General features: G+C 72.2%; 19 protein-coding genes. 8 read left to right on the top strand and 11 right to left on the bottom strand.

Translation table 11 applies throughout. The annotated features are described in order from the left end of the window. Positions 1-3: 3 nt before the first annotated feature. Positions 4-429 (bottom strand): molybdenum cofactor biosynthesis protein MoaE, encoded by a 426-nt coding sequence (locus EXE58_RS13595; RefSeq protein WP_244242225.1) that lies wholly within the window; start codon positions 427-429, stop codon positions 4-6. A gap of 52 nt (positions 430-481) precedes the next feature. Here EXE58_RS13595 and EXE58_RS13590 point away from each other — a divergent pair, with 52 nt between their 5' ends. Both EXE58_RS13590 and EXE58_RS13585 read left to right on the top strand, forming a co-directional pair. Then, a complete protein-coding gene (locus EXE58_RS13590; RefSeq protein WP_135268385.1) occupies positions 482-1819 on the top strand; it encodes a zinc-dependent metalloprotease in 1338 nt (445 codons plus the stop codon). Then, positions 1816-2436 (top strand): NUDIX hydrolase, encoded by a 621-nt coding sequence (locus EXE58_RS13585; RefSeq protein ID WP_135268384.1) that lies wholly within the window; start codon positions 1816-1818, stop codon positions 2434-2436. Before EXE58_RS13590 ends, EXE58_RS13585 begins: the two co-directional genes overlap by 4 nt. Here EXE58_RS13585 and EXE58_RS13580 read toward each other — a convergent pair. From EXE58_RS13580 to EXE58_RS13570, 3 genes are read right to left on the bottom strand one after another with little or no spacing between them, the layout of a single operon-like run. Beyond that, positions 2373-2906: a M48 metallopeptidase family protein gene (locus tag EXE58_RS13580; RefSeq protein WP_244242224.1), complete on the bottom strand. Its 534-nt coding sequence runs from the start codon at positions 2904-2906 to the stop codon at positions 2373-2375. The two genes, EXE58_RS13585 and EXE58_RS13580, sit on opposite strands and share 64 nt — an antisense overlap. Then, positions 2903-3949: a PHP domain-containing protein gene (locus EXE58_RS13575; RefSeq protein ID WP_135268383.1), complete on the bottom strand. Its 1047-nt coding sequence runs from the start codon at positions 3947-3949 to the stop codon at positions 2903-2905. Before EXE58_RS13575 ends, EXE58_RS13580 begins: the two co-directional genes overlap by 4 nt. A gap of 10 nt (positions 3950-3959) precedes the next feature. After that, positions 3960-4754 carry an enoyl-CoA hydratase/isomerase family protein gene (locus EXE58_RS13570; protein ID WP_135268382.1) on the bottom strand — a complete coding sequence of 265 codons (795 nt, stop codon included), beginning with the start codon at positions 4752-4754 and terminating at the stop codon, positions 3960-3962. A gap of 205 nt (positions 4755-4959) precedes the next feature. On the opposite strand from EXE58_RS13570, the gene EXE58_RS19540 reads away from it, so the two are divergent. The 3 genes from EXE58_RS19540 to EXE58_RS19535 all read left to right on the top strand — a co-directional run bounded on the left by EXE58_RS19540 (position 4960) and on the right by EXE58_RS19535 (position 5939). After that, the gene (locus EXE58_RS19540; RefSeq protein ID WP_167288890.1) at positions 4960-5118 is read left to right on the top strand and encodes a DUF5679 domain-containing protein; all 159 of its coding nucleotides are present in this window, start codon (positions 4960-4962) and stop codon (positions 5116-5118) included. A gap of 136 nt (positions 5119-5254) precedes the next feature. After that, positions 5255-5752 (top strand): hypothetical protein, encoded by a 498-nt coding sequence (locus EXE58_RS13565; RefSeq protein ID WP_135268381.1) that lies wholly within the window; start codon positions 5255-5257, stop codon positions 5750-5752. Between the two features lie 28 nt (positions 5753-5780). After that, positions 5781-5939, top strand: coding sequence for a hypothetical protein (locus EXE58_RS19535; RefSeq protein ID WP_167288888.1), 159 nt, complete (start codon positions 5781-5783; stop codon positions 5937-5939). A gap of 127 nt (positions 5940-6066) precedes the next feature. Here the strand turns inward: EXE58_RS19535 and EXE58_RS13560 are convergent, their stop codons facing one another. The 4 genes from EXE58_RS13560 to EXE58_RS13545 all read right to left on the bottom strand — a co-directional run bounded on the left by EXE58_RS13560 (position 6067) and on the right by EXE58_RS13545 (position 9112). Next, positions 6067-6258 carry a hypothetical protein gene (locus EXE58_RS13560; RefSeq protein ID WP_135268380.1) on the bottom strand — a complete coding sequence of 64 codons (192 nt, stop codon included), beginning with the start codon at positions 6256-6258 and terminating at the stop codon, positions 6067-6069. 38 nt (positions 6259-6296) lie between these two features. Continuing rightward, positions 6297-6629: a WhiB family transcriptional regulator gene (locus tag EXE58_RS13555; RefSeq protein WP_135268379.1), complete on the bottom strand. Its 333-nt coding sequence runs from the start codon at positions 6627-6629 to the stop codon at positions 6297-6299. 111 nt (positions 6630-6740) lie between these two features. Continuing rightward, positions 6741-6929, bottom strand: coding sequence for a hypothetical protein (locus EXE58_RS13550; RefSeq protein ID WP_135268378.1), 189 nt, complete (start codon positions 6927-6929; stop codon positions 6741-6743). A 137-nt stretch (positions 6930-7066) separates the two neighbouring features. Further along, positions 7067-9112, bottom strand: coding sequence for an ATP-dependent DNA helicase UvrD2 (locus EXE58_RS13545; protein ID WP_244242223.1), 2046 nt, complete (start codon positions 9110-9112; stop codon positions 7067-7069). A gap of 73 nt (positions 9113-9185) precedes the next feature. On the opposite strand from EXE58_RS13545, the gene EXE58_RS13540 reads away from it, so the two are divergent. Both EXE58_RS13540 and EXE58_RS13535 read left to right on the top strand, forming a co-directional pair. After that, the gene (locus tag EXE58_RS13540; protein WP_135268376.1) at positions 9186-9428 is read left to right on the top strand and encodes a mycoredoxin; all 243 of its coding nucleotides are present in this window, start codon (positions 9186-9188) and stop codon (positions 9426-9428) included. Positions 9429-9448: 20 nt separating this feature from the next. Continuing rightward, a complete protein-coding gene (locus tag EXE58_RS13535; RefSeq protein WP_135268375.1) occupies positions 9449-9925 on the top strand; it encodes a ScoMcrA-related endonuclease in 477 nt (158 codons plus the stop codon). Between the two features lie 19 nt (positions 9926-9944). Here EXE58_RS13535 and nudC read toward each other — a convergent pair whose 3' ends face one another. After that, entirely contained in the window at positions 9945-10847 is a 903-nt protein-coding gene (nudC, locus tag EXE58_RS13530; protein ID WP_244242222.1) for an NAD(+) diphosphatase, read from the bottom strand. Between the two features lie 30 nt (positions 10848-10877). Here nudC and deoD point away from each other — a divergent pair, with 30 nt between their 5' ends. Beyond that, entirely contained in the window at positions 10878-11594 is a 717-nt protein-coding gene (gene deoD, locus EXE58_RS13525; RefSeq protein ID WP_135268374.1) for a purine-nucleoside phosphorylase, read from the top strand. 180 nt (positions 11595-11774) lie between these two features. Here deoD and EXE58_RS13520 read toward each other — a convergent pair whose 3' ends face one another. Together EXE58_RS13520 and EXE58_RS13515 are read right to left on the bottom strand one after the other, a co-directional pair. Next, the gene (locus tag EXE58_RS13520) at positions 11775-14978 is read right to left on the bottom strand and encodes an ATP-dependent helicase (protein ID WP_244242221.1); all 3204 of its coding nucleotides are present in this window, start codon (positions 14976-14978) and stop codon (positions 11775-11777) included. After that, positions 14975-18208, bottom strand: coding sequence for an ATP-dependent helicase (locus tag EXE58_RS13515; RefSeq protein ID WP_167288886.1), 3234 nt, complete (start codon positions 18206-18208; stop codon positions 14975-14977). Before EXE58_RS13515 ends, EXE58_RS13520 begins: the two co-directional genes overlap by 4 nt. Between the last annotated feature and the right edge of the window lie 7 nt (positions 18209-18215).

Genomic DNA, 18215 nt, shown 5'->3' with positions numbered 1-18215 from the left:
TGCCTACGGCGTGCCGACCCACTCCTCGCTTCCGTCGGCGAAGACCTGGTGCTTCCAGATGGGCACCTCGGCCTTCAGCGTGTCGATCAGCGCCCTCGACGCCTCGAAGGCGTCGCCGCGATGGGCCGCCGTGGTCGCCACGACGACAGCGAGGTCACCGACCTGCAGCTGCCCGACGCGGTGCACCGCGGCGACTCCGCGGACGTCGTGCGCGGCGGCGACCTGCTCGCAGACGTCACGCAGGCGGTCGAGCGCGCTCGGGTGGGCGGAGTAGCCGAGAGCGGCGACCCCCTGCCCGCCGTCGTGGTCGCGAACCTGACCCACGAAGAGCGTGAGCCCGCCCGCACCGGCGTCGCCGAGGGCGTCGAGGACCTCGGACACGTCGAGGGGGGTCTCCTGGATGGCGACGAGCCGGACGGGATCACTCACGATCCGAAGTCTAGGCTCCGCCGATCTGGGGAGGCTGAGTACCGTGGGAGGCATGAACGACATCCCCGGAGAGGGCGCCGACGACCAGCCCAACCCCTTCAAGGGCACGCCGTTCGAGCAGATCTTCGCCAACCTCGGTGGACTGGGTGGGCTGGGCGGGCTCGGCGGCGGGCCCGCCGGCGGCATGCCCGACCTCGGCGGCCTCATGGCGCAGATGCAGGCGTTCCTGCAGCCCCACGACGGCCCAGTGAACTGGGAGGTCGTGGCCGACGTGGCCCGCAAGGTCACCGCCCAGCAGCCCGACCCGACCCCGACCCGGTCGCAGGCCGACGCGGTCGCCGACGCCGTGCGGCTCGCCGACCACTGGCTCGACTCGGCCACCGAGCTCCCCTCGGGCGTCAGCACCACGGCAGCGTGGTCACGGGCCGAGTGGGTCGTGGAGACCCTCGACGTGTGGACGGTCCTGGTCGAGCCGGTGGCAGGTTCAGCGTCGACCGCACTCGAGCAGGCCCTGCCTGAGGAGATGCGCCAGCTCGCGGGTCCGTTGATCTCGCTCCTCTCCAGGGCCAGCTCGGGCATGGTGGCCAGCCAGGTCGGGGACGGCCTCGGCACCCTCGCCGGCGACGTGCTCAGCGCCTCCGACATCGGGCTGCCCCTGGGCCCGACGGGCAAGGCTGCTCTCGTGACCTCCAACGTCGAGGCGTTCGCCGCCGAGCTCGACGTCAGCGCCGACGACGTGCTGCTCTACCTCGCGCTGCGCGAGGCCGCGCACCAGCGCCTCTTCGCCGGGGTCCCCTGGCTCCGCGACCACCTCATCGGCGCGGTGGCCGACTACGGCAGCGGTGTCGAGATCAACACCGCAGGCATCGAGGAGAAGCTCCAGGGCCTGGACCTGGGCAACCCGGCAGCCATGCAGGAGGCGTTCTCCGGTGGTCTGTTCGACCTCGAGCCCTCCCCCACCCAGAAGGCCGCCCTCGAACGCCTCGAGATCACCCTCGCGCTCGTCGAGGGCTGGGTCGACGAGGTCGTCGGCCAGGCGACCGCGGAGCGGATGCCGGCCGCCGCCAAGCTGCAGGAGACCGTTCGGCGTCGACGCGCCGCCGGGGGCCCTGCCGAGCAGACCTTCGCCTCCCTCGTCGGCCTGGAGCTGCGCCCGCGCCGCCTGCGCGACGCCTCGACGCTCTGGGGGTCGCTGCGCACCCGCCAGGGCACCGAGGCCCGCGACGGGGTCTGGATGTCACCCCAGCTGCTCCCGACCGCCGCCGACCTCGACGACCCGCTGGGCTTCCGCGAGGACGCCGTCGCACCGGAAGGCCTCAGCGAGGAGGACTTCGACGCAGGACTGCGTGACCTCCTCGACGGCGGCCCCGAGGGCCGTCCGCAGGAGTGAGCGCGGCGAGCAGCTCGCACGCCGACGCCCTGGCGGTGCTCCGAGCCTGGACGCCTCCGACTCCGGAGCAGGCGCAGCTTCGCGAACGCTATGTCGCCCTGCTTGAGAGACGTCACGACGCGATGTCGCGCGACTGCCGGCCCGACCACCTGACTGCCTCGACGCTGGTGCTCGACGAGAGCGCGGAGCGAGTGCTGCTCACCCTGCACGCCAAGTCCGGGCGCTGGTTCCAGCTCGGCGGACACGTCGAGCCCGGCGACTCGACGCTGGCCGGGGCTGCGTTGCGCGAGGCCCTCGAGGAGTCGGGCCTGACCGCCGGCGACCTCGTGCTCGACCCGACGCCGGTGGTGCTCGACGCCCACGACGTGCCGTTCTGCTGGCCGGGCGAGGGCGTCCAGCACCTCGACGTCATGTTCGTGGCGCGCGCCCGCGCCGGCGCGGACCACGTCCTGAGCCAGGAGTCCCTCGACCTCGCCTGGTGGCCGGTGGACTCGCTGCCCAACGCCGAGCTCACACCGTTCGTCGCCCTCGCCGGAGGAGCCCTCGCGGCGGGTCAGGCCTCGCTCTCGCTCGAGGGCGGTTCCACGTCGGCTCCCGCCGACCATCCCAGCAGGTAGCCCCGCGCCCTCTCGGACCTGGGGTAGCGCTCCACCCACGCCCAGAACTCCCGTGTGTGACCGGCCTCGATCAGGTGGGCCAGCTCATGGACCAGCACGTAGTCCACGACCCAGTCAGGCATCCCCTGCAGGCGGGTGCTGAGACGGATCGACCTGTCGCCCGGAGTGCACGAGCCCCAGCGCGAGGTCTGGTTGGTCACCCATCGCACCGACTCCGGGACAGCCAGCCCGCCGAGGTAGAGGTCGTTGAGGCGTGCCGCCCTGGCCAGCAGGTCGGAGTCGGAACGGTGCTTGCGGCGCTCCTTGCGCTCGAGCCGGGCGACCATGTCGGCCACCCAGGTCGCCTCGTCGCGCTTGCTCATCGTGGCCGGGATCAGCACCACGATCCGGTCACCGTCGCGATAGGCGGAGACGGTACGACGGCGGCGGCGCGAGCGTCGTACCTCGATCTCGGGGGACGACCCGCTCACCGCTTGTCCGCCCAGGCCAGCAGGCGCTCCACCGGCCAGGTGTTGACGATCCGGTCGGGGTCGATGCCGGCTGCCTCGGCGCGCTCGCACCCGTGGTCGACCATGTCGAGCTGTCCGGGGGCGTGGGAGTCGGAGTCGATGGAGAACACGCAGCCGATGTCGCGGGCCAGCTCGATGAGGCCGGTGGGAGGGTCGCGCCGCTCGGGCCGGGAGTTGATCTCGACGGCGACGTCGTGCTCGGCGCAGGCCTCGAAGACTGCGCGCGCGTCGAACTGCGACTGGGGACGCAGGCCTCGGTTGCCGGTGACGAGGCGGCCGGTGCAGTGACCCAGGACGTTGGTGAACGGGTTGCGCACGGCCTCGATCATCCGCCTGGTCATCGGGGCGGCGTCCATCCGCAGCTTGGAGTGGACGCTCGCGACGCGCACCTGGAGCTGCGCCAGCATCTCGTCGGTCTGGTCGAGCGACCCGTCGTCGAGGACGTCGACCTCGATGCCCTTGAGGAGGGTGAACTCACCGCCGAGGTGGGCGTTCACGGCCTCGACCACGCCGAGCTGGCGCGTCAGCCGCTCGGCGCTGAGCCCGTTGGCGACCCGCAGGCGCGGGCTGTGGTCGGTGAGCACCAGGTAGTCGTGACCGAGCTCCATGGCGGTCATCGCCATCTCCTCGATCGGCGACCCGCCGTCGGACCAGTCGGAGTGGGAATGGAGGTCACCACGCAAGAGGGCTCGCAGCTCGCGCCCGCCCTCTGCGAGGGGCCCGGACGTCTTCTCGAGACTCACCAGCCGCTCGGGGACCTCACCCCGGCAGGCCTGGGTGATGACGGCGGCGGTGCTGGGCCCGATGCCGCTGAGCTCGGTCAGGGTGCCGGCCTCGGAACGCGCCCTGACCTCCTCGTCCGGCAGCGGCAAGATGGTGCGCGCGGCGTTGCGGAACGCCTCGATCCGACGGGTCTCCTCGCGTCGGCGCTCCATCAGGAACGCGATCCGTCGCAGGGCTGCCACCGGTCCTGGACCGGGGGTGTGGGGATCACGAGAGGACATGGGCGACTCCTCAGCGACCCTCGAAGCTGGGTGCGCGCTTCTCTCGACTGGCTCGCATGCCTTCCTGCAGGTCGGCGGTCGCCAAGGTGAGCGGCTGCGCCAGCGCCTCCCACTGAAGAGCACTCTCGTGGTCGGCGTGACCGCCGTCAAGGAGTGCGATCTTGGTCAGCCGGCTCGCGATCGGCGCGGTCGCGGCGATCCCCGCGGCAGCGGCGAGCACCTCGTCGTGAAAGGAGTCAGGCTCGATGACCCGCGACACCATGCCCAGGCGCAGCGCCTCGTCCGCCTCGACCACCCGACCGGTCAGGAGGAGGTCGCGCGCGTGGGCCTCCCCCACGACGTTGGGCAGCAGGTAGGTGCCGGCCATCCCGGGATGCATGCCGAGCTTCACGAACGGCACGCCCATCTTGGCGCCACGCGCGGCGTAGCGGATGTCGCAGGCGAGCGCCACGCACAGGCCCGCACCGATGGCGTGGCCGTTGATGGCAGCGATGGTGGGGACCTCGAGCCTGCGGATGGAGAGCCATGCCCGGTAGAAGCCCATCATCCGGTGCCGCAGCTGGTCGACGCTGGCCTCGGGCTCGCTCGCGATCCACCCGGTGTCGCCGCCCGAGCAGAACGCCGGACCCGCACCGGTGACGACGACCGCGCGCACCGACCTGTCGCCCGCGAGCTCGTCGATCGCCGCCACCCACGACGTCGTCATCTCCTCGCTCATCGCATTGCGAAGACCGGGGTTGTCGAGGGTCAGCACGGCGACGCCCTCATGGGGACGCTCGAGCCGGAGGTGGGTGAGGTCAGCCATGGCGAGAGAGTACCGACGACGGCCTCTCCCGGCATGGGCGCCGACAACCGCTCGGCCACGCTCAGGCGTGGTGTGCGTGAGCGTGGCCCACGCGTGGCGTAGGGTCTTCGACGGACCACCGGCACCCGCCGGCGGACCCCGGCGGGCTTCCCCTCACGACCACCCCGTCGCGACGACCACAATCTCTACAAGCAAGGAGGCCGTCATGGCGGAGACCTGGAGCGGTGAGTTCTACTGCGTCAAGTGCAAGGAGAAGCGCGAAGCAGAGGGCGAGGTCCGCGTCAACGACAAGGGCACCAAGATGGCCAAGGCCGTCTGCCCCGTCTGCAGCACCAACCTCAACCGCATCCTCGGCAAGGCGTGAGTCTCACCACCTAGCTGATCGACGGCGGCACCCCCCGGGGGTGCCGCCGTCGATGCTTTCCCGGCGTGGGAGCGCGCAGGCGATGCGCCTGTGGAGAAGCGCCCCTGCAGCCCCTTGCTCTGGCAGCGTGTGGGCCATGGACGACGGGGCTCTGCGCGTGCGCCTGGCAGCACCCGAGCCTCGGCCCGGGGCCCTCGACTCCGCGCTCGCGGCGGCTGGGCTCGAGGTCGACCCCCGGGCAGCGACCGGTGTCGTCGTCTCGGCCGGGCGTTGCGCCGACACGGAGGTCCAGGCCCTCATGGAGCGCTGGATCGTCGACTCCACCCCCCACCTCCTCCTGGCCGCACACCCGCACGGCGTCGAGGTCGGACCCTGGGTGCTGCCCGGCGTGAGTCCGTGCGGGCACTGCGTGGCGGCCTCCACGCTCTGCGAGCCGCAACCAGCCCTGCCGTCCCTGTCGCCGGCCCTGTGGGCGTTGGCCGCAGGGTGGGCAGCTCGCGACATCCAGTCCTGGCGGCGGGGAGAGACGCCCAGCACCTGGGCGACGTCCTGGCTGCTCGGGGCCGACCCGGTGCCGCAGTCACGCCGCTGGCTGCGCCACCCCTACTGCGGGTGCGCCTGGTTCGACCTGTGACCCGCCACGGCCGCGCTAGCCTCGAACGATGCAGACATGCAGCCTGTGCGGCACCACGGCCGACGATGCGGAGGCACTCACGTGGACGACCTCGGTCGAGAACGGCAGGCACCGGGTGTTCTGCGACGAGTGCTCACGCACCCACCTGCGCGCCATCGAGGGAAAGCTCGACAGCGACTGGTGGTGAGCCTGCCCTGAAATGACAGGACCGGTACGACGCCACCTCGGCGTCGTACCGGTCCTGCTTCTCACCCGCGATCAGGGCGAGGCCTGGCAGCCCCGGCCGGAGGAACCGTTCCCCCGGGTGGGACGGGTCAGATCGCGCGGGCGAGGGCGAGACGTGCCTGCTGCGCGGCCTGCTCAGCCTTGCGGCTCATCCGACGGGCCATGGCCAGCTGGTGGCCGCGCCGGAGCTGCTGCGCCTCTCCCAGGCGCGCGGACATTTGTGCGCGTGCGAGTTCTTCGTGCATGAGGTTCATGTCAGTGCTTCCGTTCGTGAAGTTCATGTGGATGGGTGTTCCTTCGGTGGGTCGTGCGGTGACGCCTAGGCGGCGGCTCCGTCCTGGTTCTTGCGAGGCCGTCCGCGAGGACGCTTGCGCGGGATCACCGCGCCCTGGAGGAAGAGCTGGCCGCCCCAGACGCCCCACGGCTCGCGCCGCTCGAGGGCTCCGTCGAGGCACAGCGCCCGCACGGGGCAGTCCGCGCACAGAGCCTTGGCGTACTCCACGTCCCGGGGGGACTCGGCGAACCACAGCTCCGCGTCGTTCACGCGGCAGGGCAGCAGGTCTTCGTCCACGTCGGCCACTGCGTCGTGCAACGCCCCCAGGGGCGAGAAGACATCGGCAGCGGCGGTGCGGTCGAGAACGCTGATGGTCATGTGTGTCACCTCCTACTCGTTGACCTGATCGCGGGTGGATGAGAAATCGAAAAAGGCCGCGGATCCCGGTGTTCGGGTTCCGCGGCCTGGAGGCTGCCGATGCGAGCTGACTCAGCTCGTCGGTGGACTCCAGGCGGGGGGACCCCAGAAATCACCCTTGGGACGGGCGATGACGGCGACGCCGGCGAAGGCGGCCACCACGCCGGCACCGAGTGCGCGCACGGCGGCGCGCGGGTGACCGGACATGGGCAGGCCGAGGGCCGGCGTCGAAGCCGTCTTGGTCTGGGTGTAGATCTCCATGTGGGGCCACCTCCTTCGGGGCGTAGGGCGCAGGTCGTCGTCAGCGACCCGATGCGCGTGGGCTGTTGGTCGAGAACGCTAGACCCTGCGCGATGTCAGGGGCAAACGATTTAACGGGGATTACTCAATCTTTTTTCTCAGGCACTCTCGGAGAGGAGCGCGAGCACCTCGTCGCCGTACTTGGCGATCTTGCTGGGACCCACCCCGTTGACGCGTCGGAGGGCGCTCTCGTCACCGGGACGGTGCTCGGCGATCAGCTGGAGGGTGGCGTCGGTGAACACCACGAACGCCGGCACCTTGTCGGCGGAGGAGCGCTCCAGGCGCCAGGCCCGCAGCCGCTCGTAGAGCGCCTCGTCGTAGGACGCGGGACACCCCGCGCAGCGCCCGGTCTTCTTCTCGGCCGGGGTGGTCAGGGCGCCGCCGCACTCACGACACCGCATGGCCTTGCGGTTGCGTCGGGTGCGACCGCTGGTGCGAGCGGACGCGTCATCGGTGCCCGCGACCACGGCGTCGAGGAACGGCGAGCAGGACCGTGACGCTCGACCGCCCGGCTCGCGGGCCGAGGCCCACGAGACGTGCAGCTCGTCTCGCGCGCGTGTCATCGCGACGTAGAGAAGCCGGCGCTCCTCCTCGATCTCGGCGGGGGTCCGGGCCTGGGAGATCGGCATCATCTTGTCGTGCATGCCGGTCACGAAGACCGCATCCCACTCGAGTCCCTTGGCGGAGTGGATCGTGGCCAGGGTGACGGCGTCGGCCACCGGGGCGTGCTGCTCCGCGGCACGACGGTCGAGGTCGTCGACGAAGGCAGCGAGGTCGGCGCCCGGGTGCGTGGTGCCGTAGTCGCGGCCGAGGTCGACCAGCGCCTGCAGCGACTCCCACCGGTTGCGGACCTCGCCGCGACCCTCGGGCGGCTCGGTCGTGTGGCCCATCTGGCCGAGCACCGCGACCACGGAGTCGGCCACTGAGTCAGCCCCGGAGCCGTCGGCGGTGCTGCGCGCAGCCCCCCGCAGCAGGCTGATGCCCTGACGCACCTCGGGCCGGTCGAAGAACCTCGCGGCACCTCGAACGACGTAGGGGATCTGTCGTCCTGCGAACGCCTCCTCGAACCGCTCGGACTGCGCGTTGATCCGGAACAGGACCGCGATGCTGCTCGCGGGCGTGCCCGCGTCGCGAAGCCGCGCGATGCGAGTCGCCACGGCATCGGCCTCGGCCACCTCGTCCTCGGCGCGGTGGTAGACGACCGCAGCTCCGCTGCCGCGCTGTGCGAGCAGCTCGACGCCCTTGCTCGCAGTGCCGTCGAGCAGCCGGTTGGCCGCCGCGACGACCTCGGGCGTGGACCGGTAGTTGCGCACGAGCTCGACCTGGGTGGCCCCAGGGAACCGGAGGGGGAAGTCGCGCAGGTAGCGCGCGTCCGCACCCGCGAAGGAGTAGATCGTCTGGGCGGGGTCTCCCACCACGCAGAGCTCGTCGCGGCCTCCCAGCCACAGGTCGAGCAGGGCCGACTGGAGCGGGGACACGTCCTGGAACTCGTCGACGACGAACCACTTGTACTGGCGGCGGACCTGTGCCGCTGCCGCCTCGTCCTCGGCCAGCAGGCCCGCGGTGAGCAGCAGGACGTCCTCCATGTCCATCCGGCCCTGGGCGCGCTTGACGTCCTCGTAGGCGTCGAGCGTGCGGGCCACGACCTCGGGCTCGACCCCGCTCACGGTGCGACCGCGCTGCCGGGCGACGCGGACGTAGTCGTCGGGTCCGACGTTGGAGACCTTGGCCCACTCGACCTCGCTGGCAAGGTCGCGCAGCATCGCCCGGTCGGCCGAGAGCCGCTGGCGCCGGACCGCCAGCGCCATCATCGCGAGCTTGGACTCGGTGAGCTCGGGGAGGTCGCGACCGTGCACCCGCGGCCAGAAGAAGCGGAGCTGGCGCAGGGCCGCCGAGTGGAAGGTGCGCGCCTGGACCCCCGGTGCGCCCAGCGCCCGAAGGCGCTCGCGCATCTCGCCGGCGGCGCGGGTGGTGAAGGAGAGGGCGAGCACCTCGGTGGGGGCGTAGACCCCGGTCGCGACACCGTGGGCGATGCGGTGGGTGATCGCGCGCGTCTTGCCGCTCCCCGCGCCGGCGAGCACTCTCACCGGCCCTCGGAGCGCCTCGGCGACCTGCCGTTGCTCGGGATCAAGCGCGTCGAGCAACGGAACAACTCCTCGAGTGCGTGTGTTGGGGCCGGTGTCCACCAGCCTAGATCCCGGAGGGGACACTCCCGTCATGACCTTCACGATGTTCAGCACCCCGTGGTGTGGCTACTGCCACCGGCTCAAGAGCCAGCTCGACCGCGAGGGCATCGAGTTCGAGACCGTCGACATCGAGCAGCACCCCGAGGCGGCCCGGACGGTCGAGGAGGCCAACGGCGGCAACCAGACGGTGCCCACCCTCCTCTTCGCCGACGGCAGCACGCTGACGAACCCGTCGGTCGCCCAGGTGAAGCAGAGGCTCGCAGCCCTGTCTTGAGCGGGGGCTAGCCTGAGGGTGTGTCTCTCCTCAACTCGATCGACCACGACCACGTCCTCACCGCCATCGAGACCTGGGACACGGCGGGTGGCTCGCTCTACCTGACGGTGAGCGGATCGAAGTCCACCCACGTGCTGCTCCACCACGGCCGCGAGTACGACGCCGCAGCCATCGCGGGCATCGCCCACGGCCTAGCGACCGGGCGCACGCTGACGGCCTCCGACATCCCCGGTGGCGCGGCAGCCGCCGCCAAGACCCTGACGCGGCTCGGCTTCGAGGTGCGCGACGACTCGCCGCCGGGCGTGGCGGCCGCCACGCGTCGTACCACCCGGGCGACCGGGGGCTCGAGCGTCACCAGCAGCACCGGTGGGTCGCGCTCGGCCGCAGCCCGCCCGGCGGCCAAGCCCCGGGTGGCGGCGAGCGACAAGGTCTACGAGCTGTGCCCCACGTGCTTCCTGGCCCTCCCGTCGACCGGCGTGTGCGACAACTGCGCCTGAACGCCTCAGCACACCGCGCCTAGTTCCAGCCGCCCTCCAGGGGCTGGCCGAGCCACTGCACGATCAACGAGGTCGAGATCGAGACGCCGCGTGGGACGAGCAGCCTCCCGGCACGGACGTCCTCGAGGAACTCCTCACGCGTCCACCAGCGGGCATCGGCGATCTCGGCCTCGTCCACGTGGATGTCGGTCGTGGTCGCGTGAGCGACGAAGCCGAGCATGAGGCTGGCGGGCAGCGGCCAGGGCTGGTTGCCGAAGTAGTCCACCGCTCCCACCTCGAGCCCGACCTCCTCGAGCACCTCGCGCCGTACGGCGTCCTCGAGCGTCTCGCCCGGCTCGCAGAACCCGGCGAGGGTCGACCAGCGGTTCTCCGGCCACGAGGGGTGCCTGCCGAGCAGCAGGGAGTCCTCGTGCAGGACCGCCATGATCACGGCCGGATCCGTGCGCGGGAACTGCGGACGGTCGCAGGCCGTGCACCGCAGCTCGTGACCGGCTGCGCGGCTCTCGAGCACGCTGCCGCACCGCGGGCAGAACCGCGTGGCGTGGTGCCACTCGGCGAGCCCGAGTGCGTGGAAGAGGAGGGGCGCCTCCTGCGGCGCCCGGGCCAGGTCGGGCAGGACCGCCCGCAGCGGCACCCACTCCCCCGGGACGCCCGGCGCCTCCTGCGGGTCCACGATGACAGCGAGGTGGACCACGTCGTCGCGATCGCCGAGCAGCACCAGCCGGCCGGGCGGCGCCTGGTCCGGCGCGACCCAGACGACCTTGCCGTCGGCGGGGCGGATGCGGTTGCCCGCGACGACCAGCACCCGCGTGCCGGGGTCGGCCATCTGCTCCTTCAACCACGCGTCGTCGGTGCGCCTGAGCCCGTGGCGGTTGTGGGCGTGTGCGGAGAGGGCCACGTGGGGCAACGTCTCGTCGGTCACCTCCACCACGCTAGCCGGTAGCGTCGCCGTGTGAGCACGCACATCGGCGCCCAGCGAGGCGACATCGCCCCCACCGTCCTGCTCCCCGGAGACCCCCTCCGGGCCAAGTGGATCGCGGAGACGTTCCTGGAGGGAGCGCGCTGCTACAACGAGGTGCGCGGCATGCTGGGCTTCACCGGCACGTGGCAGGGACACCCCGTGTCGGTGCAGGGCTCGGGGATGGGCCAGCCCTCCATGGCGATCTACGTCAACGAGCTCTTCCGCGACTTCGACGTCGAGTCGGTCGTCCGGGTGGGCTCGTGCGGAGCGCTGGCCGAGGAGGTGGGCGTGCGCGACCTGGTCATCGCCTCCGGCGCATGCACCGACTCCTCCATGAACCGCATCGCTTTCCACGGCCTCGACTACGCACCGGTCGCAGACTTCGGGCTCCTGCGCGCCGCGGTGGAGGCGGCGGAGTCGCGCTCCGAGGGACCCGGGTTCCACGTGGGGCTGCTGTTCTCGAGCGACTCGTTCTACCCGGCGCGGCCCGAGCTGGCCGGCGAGATGGTGAAGTACGGCGTCCTCGCCATCGAGATGGAGGCGAGCGCGCTCTACACCCTCGCGGCCAGGCACGGGCGCCGAGCGCTGGCGATCTGCACCGTCTCCGACCACATCGTCACCGGGGAAGAGACGACGTCCCAGGAGCGGGAGCAGACCTTCGGCGACATGGTGGAGATCGCGCTGACCGCTGCGCTCGGCCAGCGCTGACCGAGTCCCCGCGGGGGTGGCGGCAGACGACACGACCGGCCCGAGGGTGGCGGCAGACGACGCCGACCCGCCCGAGGGTGGCGGCAGACGACGCCGACCCGCCCGCTGCTGATGTCGTACGCCGCCAGGGTGGGCGGGGCTGATGTCGTACGCCGCCAGCCTGCCGTGCCCCGGAGCCGTTCAGCCTCGGCTTAGAAGCTGCTCCAGCTCGTCGCGGCCGGGAAGGCGAGGCGGTTCCACCGTGTTGCCGGTGCGGACGTAGTGGAAGGCCGCGCGGACGTGCTCGACCGGGACGGAGTGGAGCTCGGCCCAGGCCAGGCGGTAGAGCGCGAGCTGGAGCGGGTCAGCGGTCTCTGAGGCGTTGGTCTTCCAGTCGACGACCAGGAAGCGGCCCTCGGGCTCGGCGTAGACCGCGTCGATGCGGCCACGCACCACCTGACCAGCCAGCACCAGCGCGAAGGGGGCCTCCACCGCGGCCGGGGCTCGATCGGCGAACGGGCCGGCCTCGAAGCGCTCGATGACGGCGCGGAGGTCGTCGGAGTCGTCGATGCCGCTGTCGGCACGTCCGGGGAGGTCCTCGTCGTCCAGGAGCAGCTGTTGGCCGAACCTAGTCTCGATCCAGGCGTGGAACGCGGTCCCGAACCTGGCGGCGGGTGCCGTGGGACGCGGCATGGGCCGGACCAGCTCGCGCGCGAACGCCTCCGGGTCGTCACGGAGCCTGGCCAGCGACGTGACGGACAGGCTCGAGGGAAGGGGCACCTCGACGTCGGTCGAGCGCTCGGCGCGCGCCTCTGCGAGGAGCTGGTGCAGGTCGTCGTCCCACTCGGCGACCCGCGCCGCCTCGATCATGTCCAGACCCTCGTCGGGGGCGGTGGGGTCGATGCGGCGGACGAGCTCGGCTGCGGCCAGCCGGCGTCGCGCCTCCTCGCCCGGGCCGGAGACCGGCCAGGGCCGGGACTGGTCGACCGAGGCATTGGGGTTGAGCGTGCCCTTCTCGGGCTTCTCCAGCCACTGCACGACGGGCTCGCCCCACTCCACGAGCAGGTCACGCACGACGCGCTGGTAGTCCGACGGACCGAACGCGCTCGTGCGCTGGCCCCAGACGTAGGAGGTCACGGCGAGGTGGTGCTCGGCGCGGGTGAACGCGACGTAGCCCAGGCGCAGCTCCTCCTCGGCGTCGTGTGCGCGCGCCGCGGCACGGTAGGCGTCAAGCGCGGCCTTGTCGTGGCCGACGAGCTCGGGCTGGTCGGCGCGGTCGCCTCGCAGCGGCGCAGGGAGCACGGCCGGGGACGAGGTCCACAGGGTGCGGGAGCGGGTGGAGGGGAACCTGCTCTCACCGACCCCGACGCAGAACACGGCCTTCCACTCCAGACCCTTGGCCCGGTGGACTGTCAGGAGCTTGACCGAGTCGGCGAGTGTGGGCGTGGCCACGTCGAGCCCGTTGCCCTGGTCGTCCTCCGCCGTGAGGTAGGCAAGCAGGGCAGGCAGCGTCACGTCACCGTCGACGGACTGGAACTCCGCCACGGCCTTGACGAAGAGGTCGAGGTTGTCGCGGCGGGCGGCTGCTGCCGGATTGGTCGAGGACGCCAGCTCGACGTCCACGCCCGTGGTGTCGATGATGCGGCGCACCAGGTCGAGCAGCGGGTCGCCGACGTGACGTCGCAGCCGGCGCAGCTCGGCGGCGAGCAGGGCGAAGCGCTCACGCGCCTCCGCGGAGAACGGGTGGTCGCCCGGCGACTCCAGCGCGTCGGAGAGCGCGGGCAGCTCCGAGACGTCGATGCCGTCGGCGATGGCGAGGATCTGCGCGGCGACCCCTGCGGTCGCTGCCCGGCCTCCCACGCCCGCGATCTCCGCCGCCCGGACAGCGAGCAGCCGCAGGTCTCGAGGGCCGATGGCCCACCGCGGGCCGGTCAGCAGCGTGAGCATCGAGGGGTTGTCGGCCACGTCGTGCAGCAGCGACAAGGTGGCCACGACCTCGGCGACCTCGGACAGCCGGATCAGGCCTGACAGCCCGACGATCTCGACCGGGATCCCGGCGCTGGTCAGGGCGTCGTAGACGTCCTCGGCCTGGGCGTTGTCACGCGTCAGGACGCCGATCCCGGAGTAGCCGTGGCGATCGGGACACAGGCGCTGCACCTGGGCCGCGAGCCACTCGAGCTCGTCGTCGGCGCGCTCGAAGACCGCCGTCTCGACCGACCCGTCGGCCACGTCGGCGGGAGCGACCAGTCGGGCGACCTTGTCGCCGTAGGCGGCGAGAAGTGGCGCGGCCAGCTGGTTGGCCACCTCGAGGATGCGGCGGTCGGACCGCCGGTTGACGGTGAGCGGCAGCCGGTGGACCGTGCCGTCGGCAGCGGGGAACGTCTGGTCGAAGTTGAGGATGTTGGAGACCGAGGCGCCGCGCCAACCGTAGATCGCCTGGTTCGGGTCACCGACCGCCATCACCGGGTGGCCCAGCCCGGTCTCGGGCGTGGCGCCGGAGAACAGCCCGGCCAGCATCATGGCCTGGGCCACCGAGGTGTCCTGGTACTCGTCGAGGAGCACCACCTTGAATCGGGCCCGCTCGGCCTCGCCGACAGCAGGCTGCCCTGCCACCAGCCGCGCGGCCACGGCGATCTGGTCACCGAAGTCCATCAGCCCCAGGTCGGCCTTGAGGCGTCGGTAGCCCTCGACCAGCTCGAGCAGCTCTGCGCGGCGGTCGATGGTGTTGATGGCCTTGCTGATCGCGTCGAGGTAGGTCTTGCGCGCCTTTCCGGCGTGCTCCTCGGCCAAGGCTCGCTCGAACCCGCGCCGCGCCTCTGCGTCCACGCGCCGCACGTCGTCAGGTTCGGCGAGGTGCTCGCTCATCGCGCCGTCGAGCGCCAGGAGGTTCTGGATGACCGTGGCAGGGTGGTCGGAGAGGAGCTCGATCGAGCCGGTGAAGCGCTCGATCACCCGGGCGCCGAGCTGGTAGCGGGAGGCGTCGGACACGACGCGGGTGTCAGGCTCGTGACCCACCCGGAGGCCGTGGTCGGCGAGCAGCGCACTGGCATAGGCGTGGTAGGTCGAGACGGTCGGCTCGAGGGCGTCCTCGCCGTCGGTGATCATCGATCGGTCGAGGAGGCCCGCCCTGGTCAGGGCCTGGATGACCCGGGTGCGCAGCTCTGCCGCCGCCTTGGTGGTGAAGGTCAGGCCGAGTACCTCCTCGGGCCGGACCTGGCCGGTCGCCACGAGGTAGACCACACGCTGGGCCATGAGCGTCGTCTTGCCCGACCCTGCGCCGGCCACGATGACGGTGGGACGCAGCGGGGCGGTGATCGCCGCCCACTGCTCGTCGCTGGGCGCGTGGCCGCCCATCAGCGCCCTGAGCTCCTCGGGGGTCTCGAGCCGGATCGCCTGGGTCGTCACTGGACCGTCACCGAGCCTGCGCCCTTGGCCGGGCAGATGGCCAGGAACGAGCAGTAGCGACAGTGGGCCCCGATGCGGGCGGGGAACGTCTCGCGACGCAGGTGGGCCGCGGCGTCGGCCAGGTGGGCACGCAGGTCGGTGCGGGCGGGGCTGTCGTCGGGGTGCGTGGACTGCGGCTGGACAGTGGCCGAGGCGCCGCCCTCGGTCAGGCCGAGCTGCACCAGCTCCGCCCCGCCCGAGCGCACGGGTCGAACGGCGAGCTCGTCGAGTGCTCCGCTGTCGACGGCGTACTGGTAGAGGGCCAGCTGGATGTTGCCGATGACCTCCGGGCCGGTCGGCTTGGTGCGGCCTGTCTTGAAGTCGACCACGACCACGTCGCCGGCGGAGTCGAGCTCGATGCGGTCGGCGAAGCCCTTGAGCTGGACCTGCTCCCCGTCGACGTCCACGACGGTGCTGAACGACACCTCGGTGCCGAGCACCTCGCGCGGGTTGGCGCGGTGCCACTCGAGGAAGCGGTCGACCGCCGTGCGCACCCGGTCGTGCTCCCGCTTGCGCGACCACGGGGTCCGGAACGCGAGCCTGTCCCACACCTGGTTGACCTCGGCCATCAGGGCCTCTGACTCTGCCGGCAGCTCGCCCTCCTGGACGGCCTCGGCCAGCGCGTGGACGATGCGGCCGAGGTTGGCCGACTGGTGGGCAGCGGTGACCCCGCCCGCCTCCTGGGAGAAGAACCACGACGCCGGGCAGGCCCGAATCGCGTCGAGCATGCTGGCCGAGACCTTGACCGGCCGGTCGGCGGGACGCACCGGCGCGGCGGCACGGCTGGCGCTGCGGGTGCCCCACCAGGCGCCGGGATCGGCCGAGGGCACCAGCGGCCGACCCGCCGAGGCCTCCCGTGAGAGGGCTGCGAGACGGCGTGCGGCCGCGTCGCGGAGCGCGGGTGAGGTCTCGGGGTCGGCGACGGTGCGTCGCAGCTCGGCGACGAGTCCGCCCAGGGACAGCGGGCGTTCCGGGCGACCGACGCGGTGGGCGATGTTGACCCCCAGCTCGTCGAGGAAGCGGGAGGGCTGGTCGCCCTCGTCGTCGCTTGACCGGACGGCGGTCACGACCAGGCGACGACGCGACCGCGTGCAGGCGACGTAGAAGAGTCGCCGCTCCTCCATGAGCAGCGACCTCGGGGTCACCGGGGGCACGAGGTCGGGGCGGCCGTCGGTGGTGACGCCGATCCGGTCGGCGCCCAGGAGGGTCGCGCGGCGGCGCAGGTCGGGCCACCCGTCCTGCTGCACGTGGGCGACGACCACGAGCTCCCACTCCAGCCCCTTGGAGCGGTGAGCGGTCAGCAGCCGGACCGCTGAGCCGCGCGTGCCCCGCTCGGCGAGGGTGTCGCCCGGGATCTGCTGGGCGACGAGGTTGTCGAGGAACGGCGCCACGCCACGGTGGTCGCGCTGGGCCTCGGTGCGGGCTGCGAGCTCGAAGAGGGCGCAGACAGAGTCGAGGTCGCGGTGGGCTCGCCGCGCCGCTGCGCCACCGAGGTCGACCTGGCGTCGCAGGCGGTCGGGCCAGGACGTGCCGGACCACAGGTGCCAGAGCACGTCCTCGGCGGGCGCGCGGTCGGTCACCAGCTTGTGCCCGCCTCGCAGCAGGGCCGCGAGCTCAGCCGCTCGCTCGACCTCGTCACCGTCGAGACCGTCGAGGAACGACTCCTCGACCACACTGAGGCGCAGCAGCTCGCGGGAGGTGCGTGAGGGTTGGCCGGACTCGGCCGCGCGGTGCTTGTCACGCACCCGCAGTCGCCTCACGAGCCCGCGCAGGTCGTTGGCGTCGAGCCCGGCCAGCGGCGAGAGGAGGAGCGACTCCACCCGGCCGGGGTCGAGGTAGCCCGAGGAGTCGGGATCGTCGTTCTCGAGGTTGAGGATGGCCCTCAGCGCGTCGAGCAGGGGAACCACCGCAGGGTCGCGGACCAGCGGGACCTCGTCGGCGGCGACCTCCACCGGCACGCCGGCAGCCGCGAGCGCCCGGCGCAGTGGTGGGATCGACGACTGCCCTGAGCGGACCAGCACCGCCATGTCGTCCCAGTCGATGCCGTCCTCGAGGTGGGCGCGGCGCAGGAGGTCCGCGAGGTGCTCGGCCTCACCGCGGTCGGAGTCGAAGGTGAGCACGTCGACCTTGCCGGCGCCGTGGGGCCCGGGCACGGCCTCGGGCGCGAGGAAGGCCTCGCGAGCCTCGGCTCCGATGCTGCCGGCGAGGGACAGACGGCTGGACACGCGCTGCGCCGCCAGCAGGAGGTGGGCCCCGAACCGACGGGTCTGCCGCAGCACCACGACCGGCGCGGCCGAGCCGTCGCGGGCGGTGAACTGCGACGGGAAGTCGAGGATCCCCCGGACGTCGGCGCCCCGGAAGCCGTAGATCGACTGGTGGGGATCACCCACCACGGTGAGGTTGCGGCCGTCACCGGCCAGCGCACGCAGCAGCGCAACCTGCCCGGGGTCGGTGTCCTGGTACTCGTCGACGAAGACGTGGGCGAACCGGGCCCGGAGCTCCTCGCGATGTGCCTCCGCCTCGATGACGGAGCGACGGATGAGGTCGGCGTGGTCGGTGGCCCCGAGCGAGTCCAGCACCGTGAGGTACTGGTCGAGGAAGAGGCCCGCGGCGAGGAGCTCGGGGAGGTCATGGGCCCGACCGAGCGCCTGGAGCGCGGCGCCGTCGAGGCCCTTCTCCCGGGCTCGGGAGAGCACCGCATGCACCTCGCGGGTGAAGCCGCGGGTGCCGAGCGCCTGACGCAGCCCCTCGGGCCAGGTGACCGACTCGGGGTTGTCCGTCAGGAGCTCACGCAGCACCACGTCTGCCTCGGGCGCGGACAGCAGCTGGAGCGGGGCGTCGTAGAGCTCGGCCGGGCTGTGGGCCCGGATGAGGGAGTAGGCGAAGGAGTGGAAGGTCGAGCACATCGCGGCCGAGGTGGTGCGCCCCAGGCGCGCGGTCACCCGGTCGCGCAGCTGCTGGGCAGCCCTGCGCGAGAACGTCAGGGCCAGGACGGAGGAGGGGTCTGCGCCCCGCTGCTCGATCCGGTCGACGATCGCCTCGACCAGGGTGGTGGTCTTGCCCGTGCCCGGACCCGCGAGCACGAGCAGCGGCCCACCGGGGTGGTCGACGACGGACTGCTGGTGCTCGTCGAGGACCGGCACCTCGACCGAGCGGTCGGGCTGCACGAGGCGGTAGGTCGGATGGCTCACGGGAGAC

The organism is Nocardioides seonyuensis (genome assembly GCF_004683965.1).
GTDB lineage: Bacteria > Actinomycetota > Actinomycetes > Propionibacteriales > Nocardioidaceae > Nocardioides > Nocardioides seonyuensis.
The sequence above is the reverse complement of the archived record's forward strand: the minus strand, read 5'-3'. Positions and strand labels throughout refer to the sequence as shown.

Excerpts from the sequence above, each read along its gene's own strand:
- EXE58_RS13570 (WP_135268382.1), bottom strand. The coding sequence starts at position 4,754 with ATGGCTGACCTCACCCACCTCCGGCTCGAGCGTCCCCATGAGGGCGTC.
- EXE58_RS13555 (WP_135268379.1), bottom strand. The coding sequence starts at position 6,629 with ATGACCATCAGCGTTCTCGACCGCACCGCCGCTGCCGATGTCTTCTCG.
- EXE58_RS13560 (WP_135268380.1), bottom strand. The coding sequence starts at position 6,258 with ATGAACTTCACGAACGGAAGCACTGACATGAACCTCATGCACGAAGAA.
- EXE58_RS13590 (WP_135268385.1), top strand. The coding sequence starts at position 482 with ATGAACGACATCCCCGGAGAGGGCGCCGACGACCAGCCCAACCCCTTC.
- EXE58_RS19540 (WP_167288890.1), top strand. The coding sequence starts at position 4,960 with ATGGCGGAGACCTGGAGCGGTGAGTTCTACTGCGTCAAGTGCAAGGAG.
- EXE58_RS13565 (WP_135268381.1), top strand. The coding sequence starts at position 5,255 with ATGGACGACGGGGCTCTGCGCGTGCGCCTGGCAGCACCCGAGCCTCGG.
- EXE58_RS13575 (WP_135268383.1), bottom strand. The coding sequence starts at position 3,949 with ATGTCCTCTCGTGATCCCCACACCCCCGGTCCAGGACCGGTGGCAGCC.
- EXE58_RS19535 (WP_167288888.1), top strand. The coding sequence starts at position 5,781 with ATGCAGACATGCAGCCTGTGCGGCACCACGGCCGACGATGCGGAGGCA.
- EXE58_RS13550 (WP_135268378.1), bottom strand. The coding sequence starts at position 6,929 with ATGGAGATCTACACCCAGACCAAGACGGCTTCGACGCCGGCCCTCGGC.
- EXE58_RS13540 (WP_135268376.1), top strand. The coding sequence starts at position 9,186 with ATGACCTTCACGATGTTCAGCACCCCGTGGTGTGGCTACTGCCACCGG.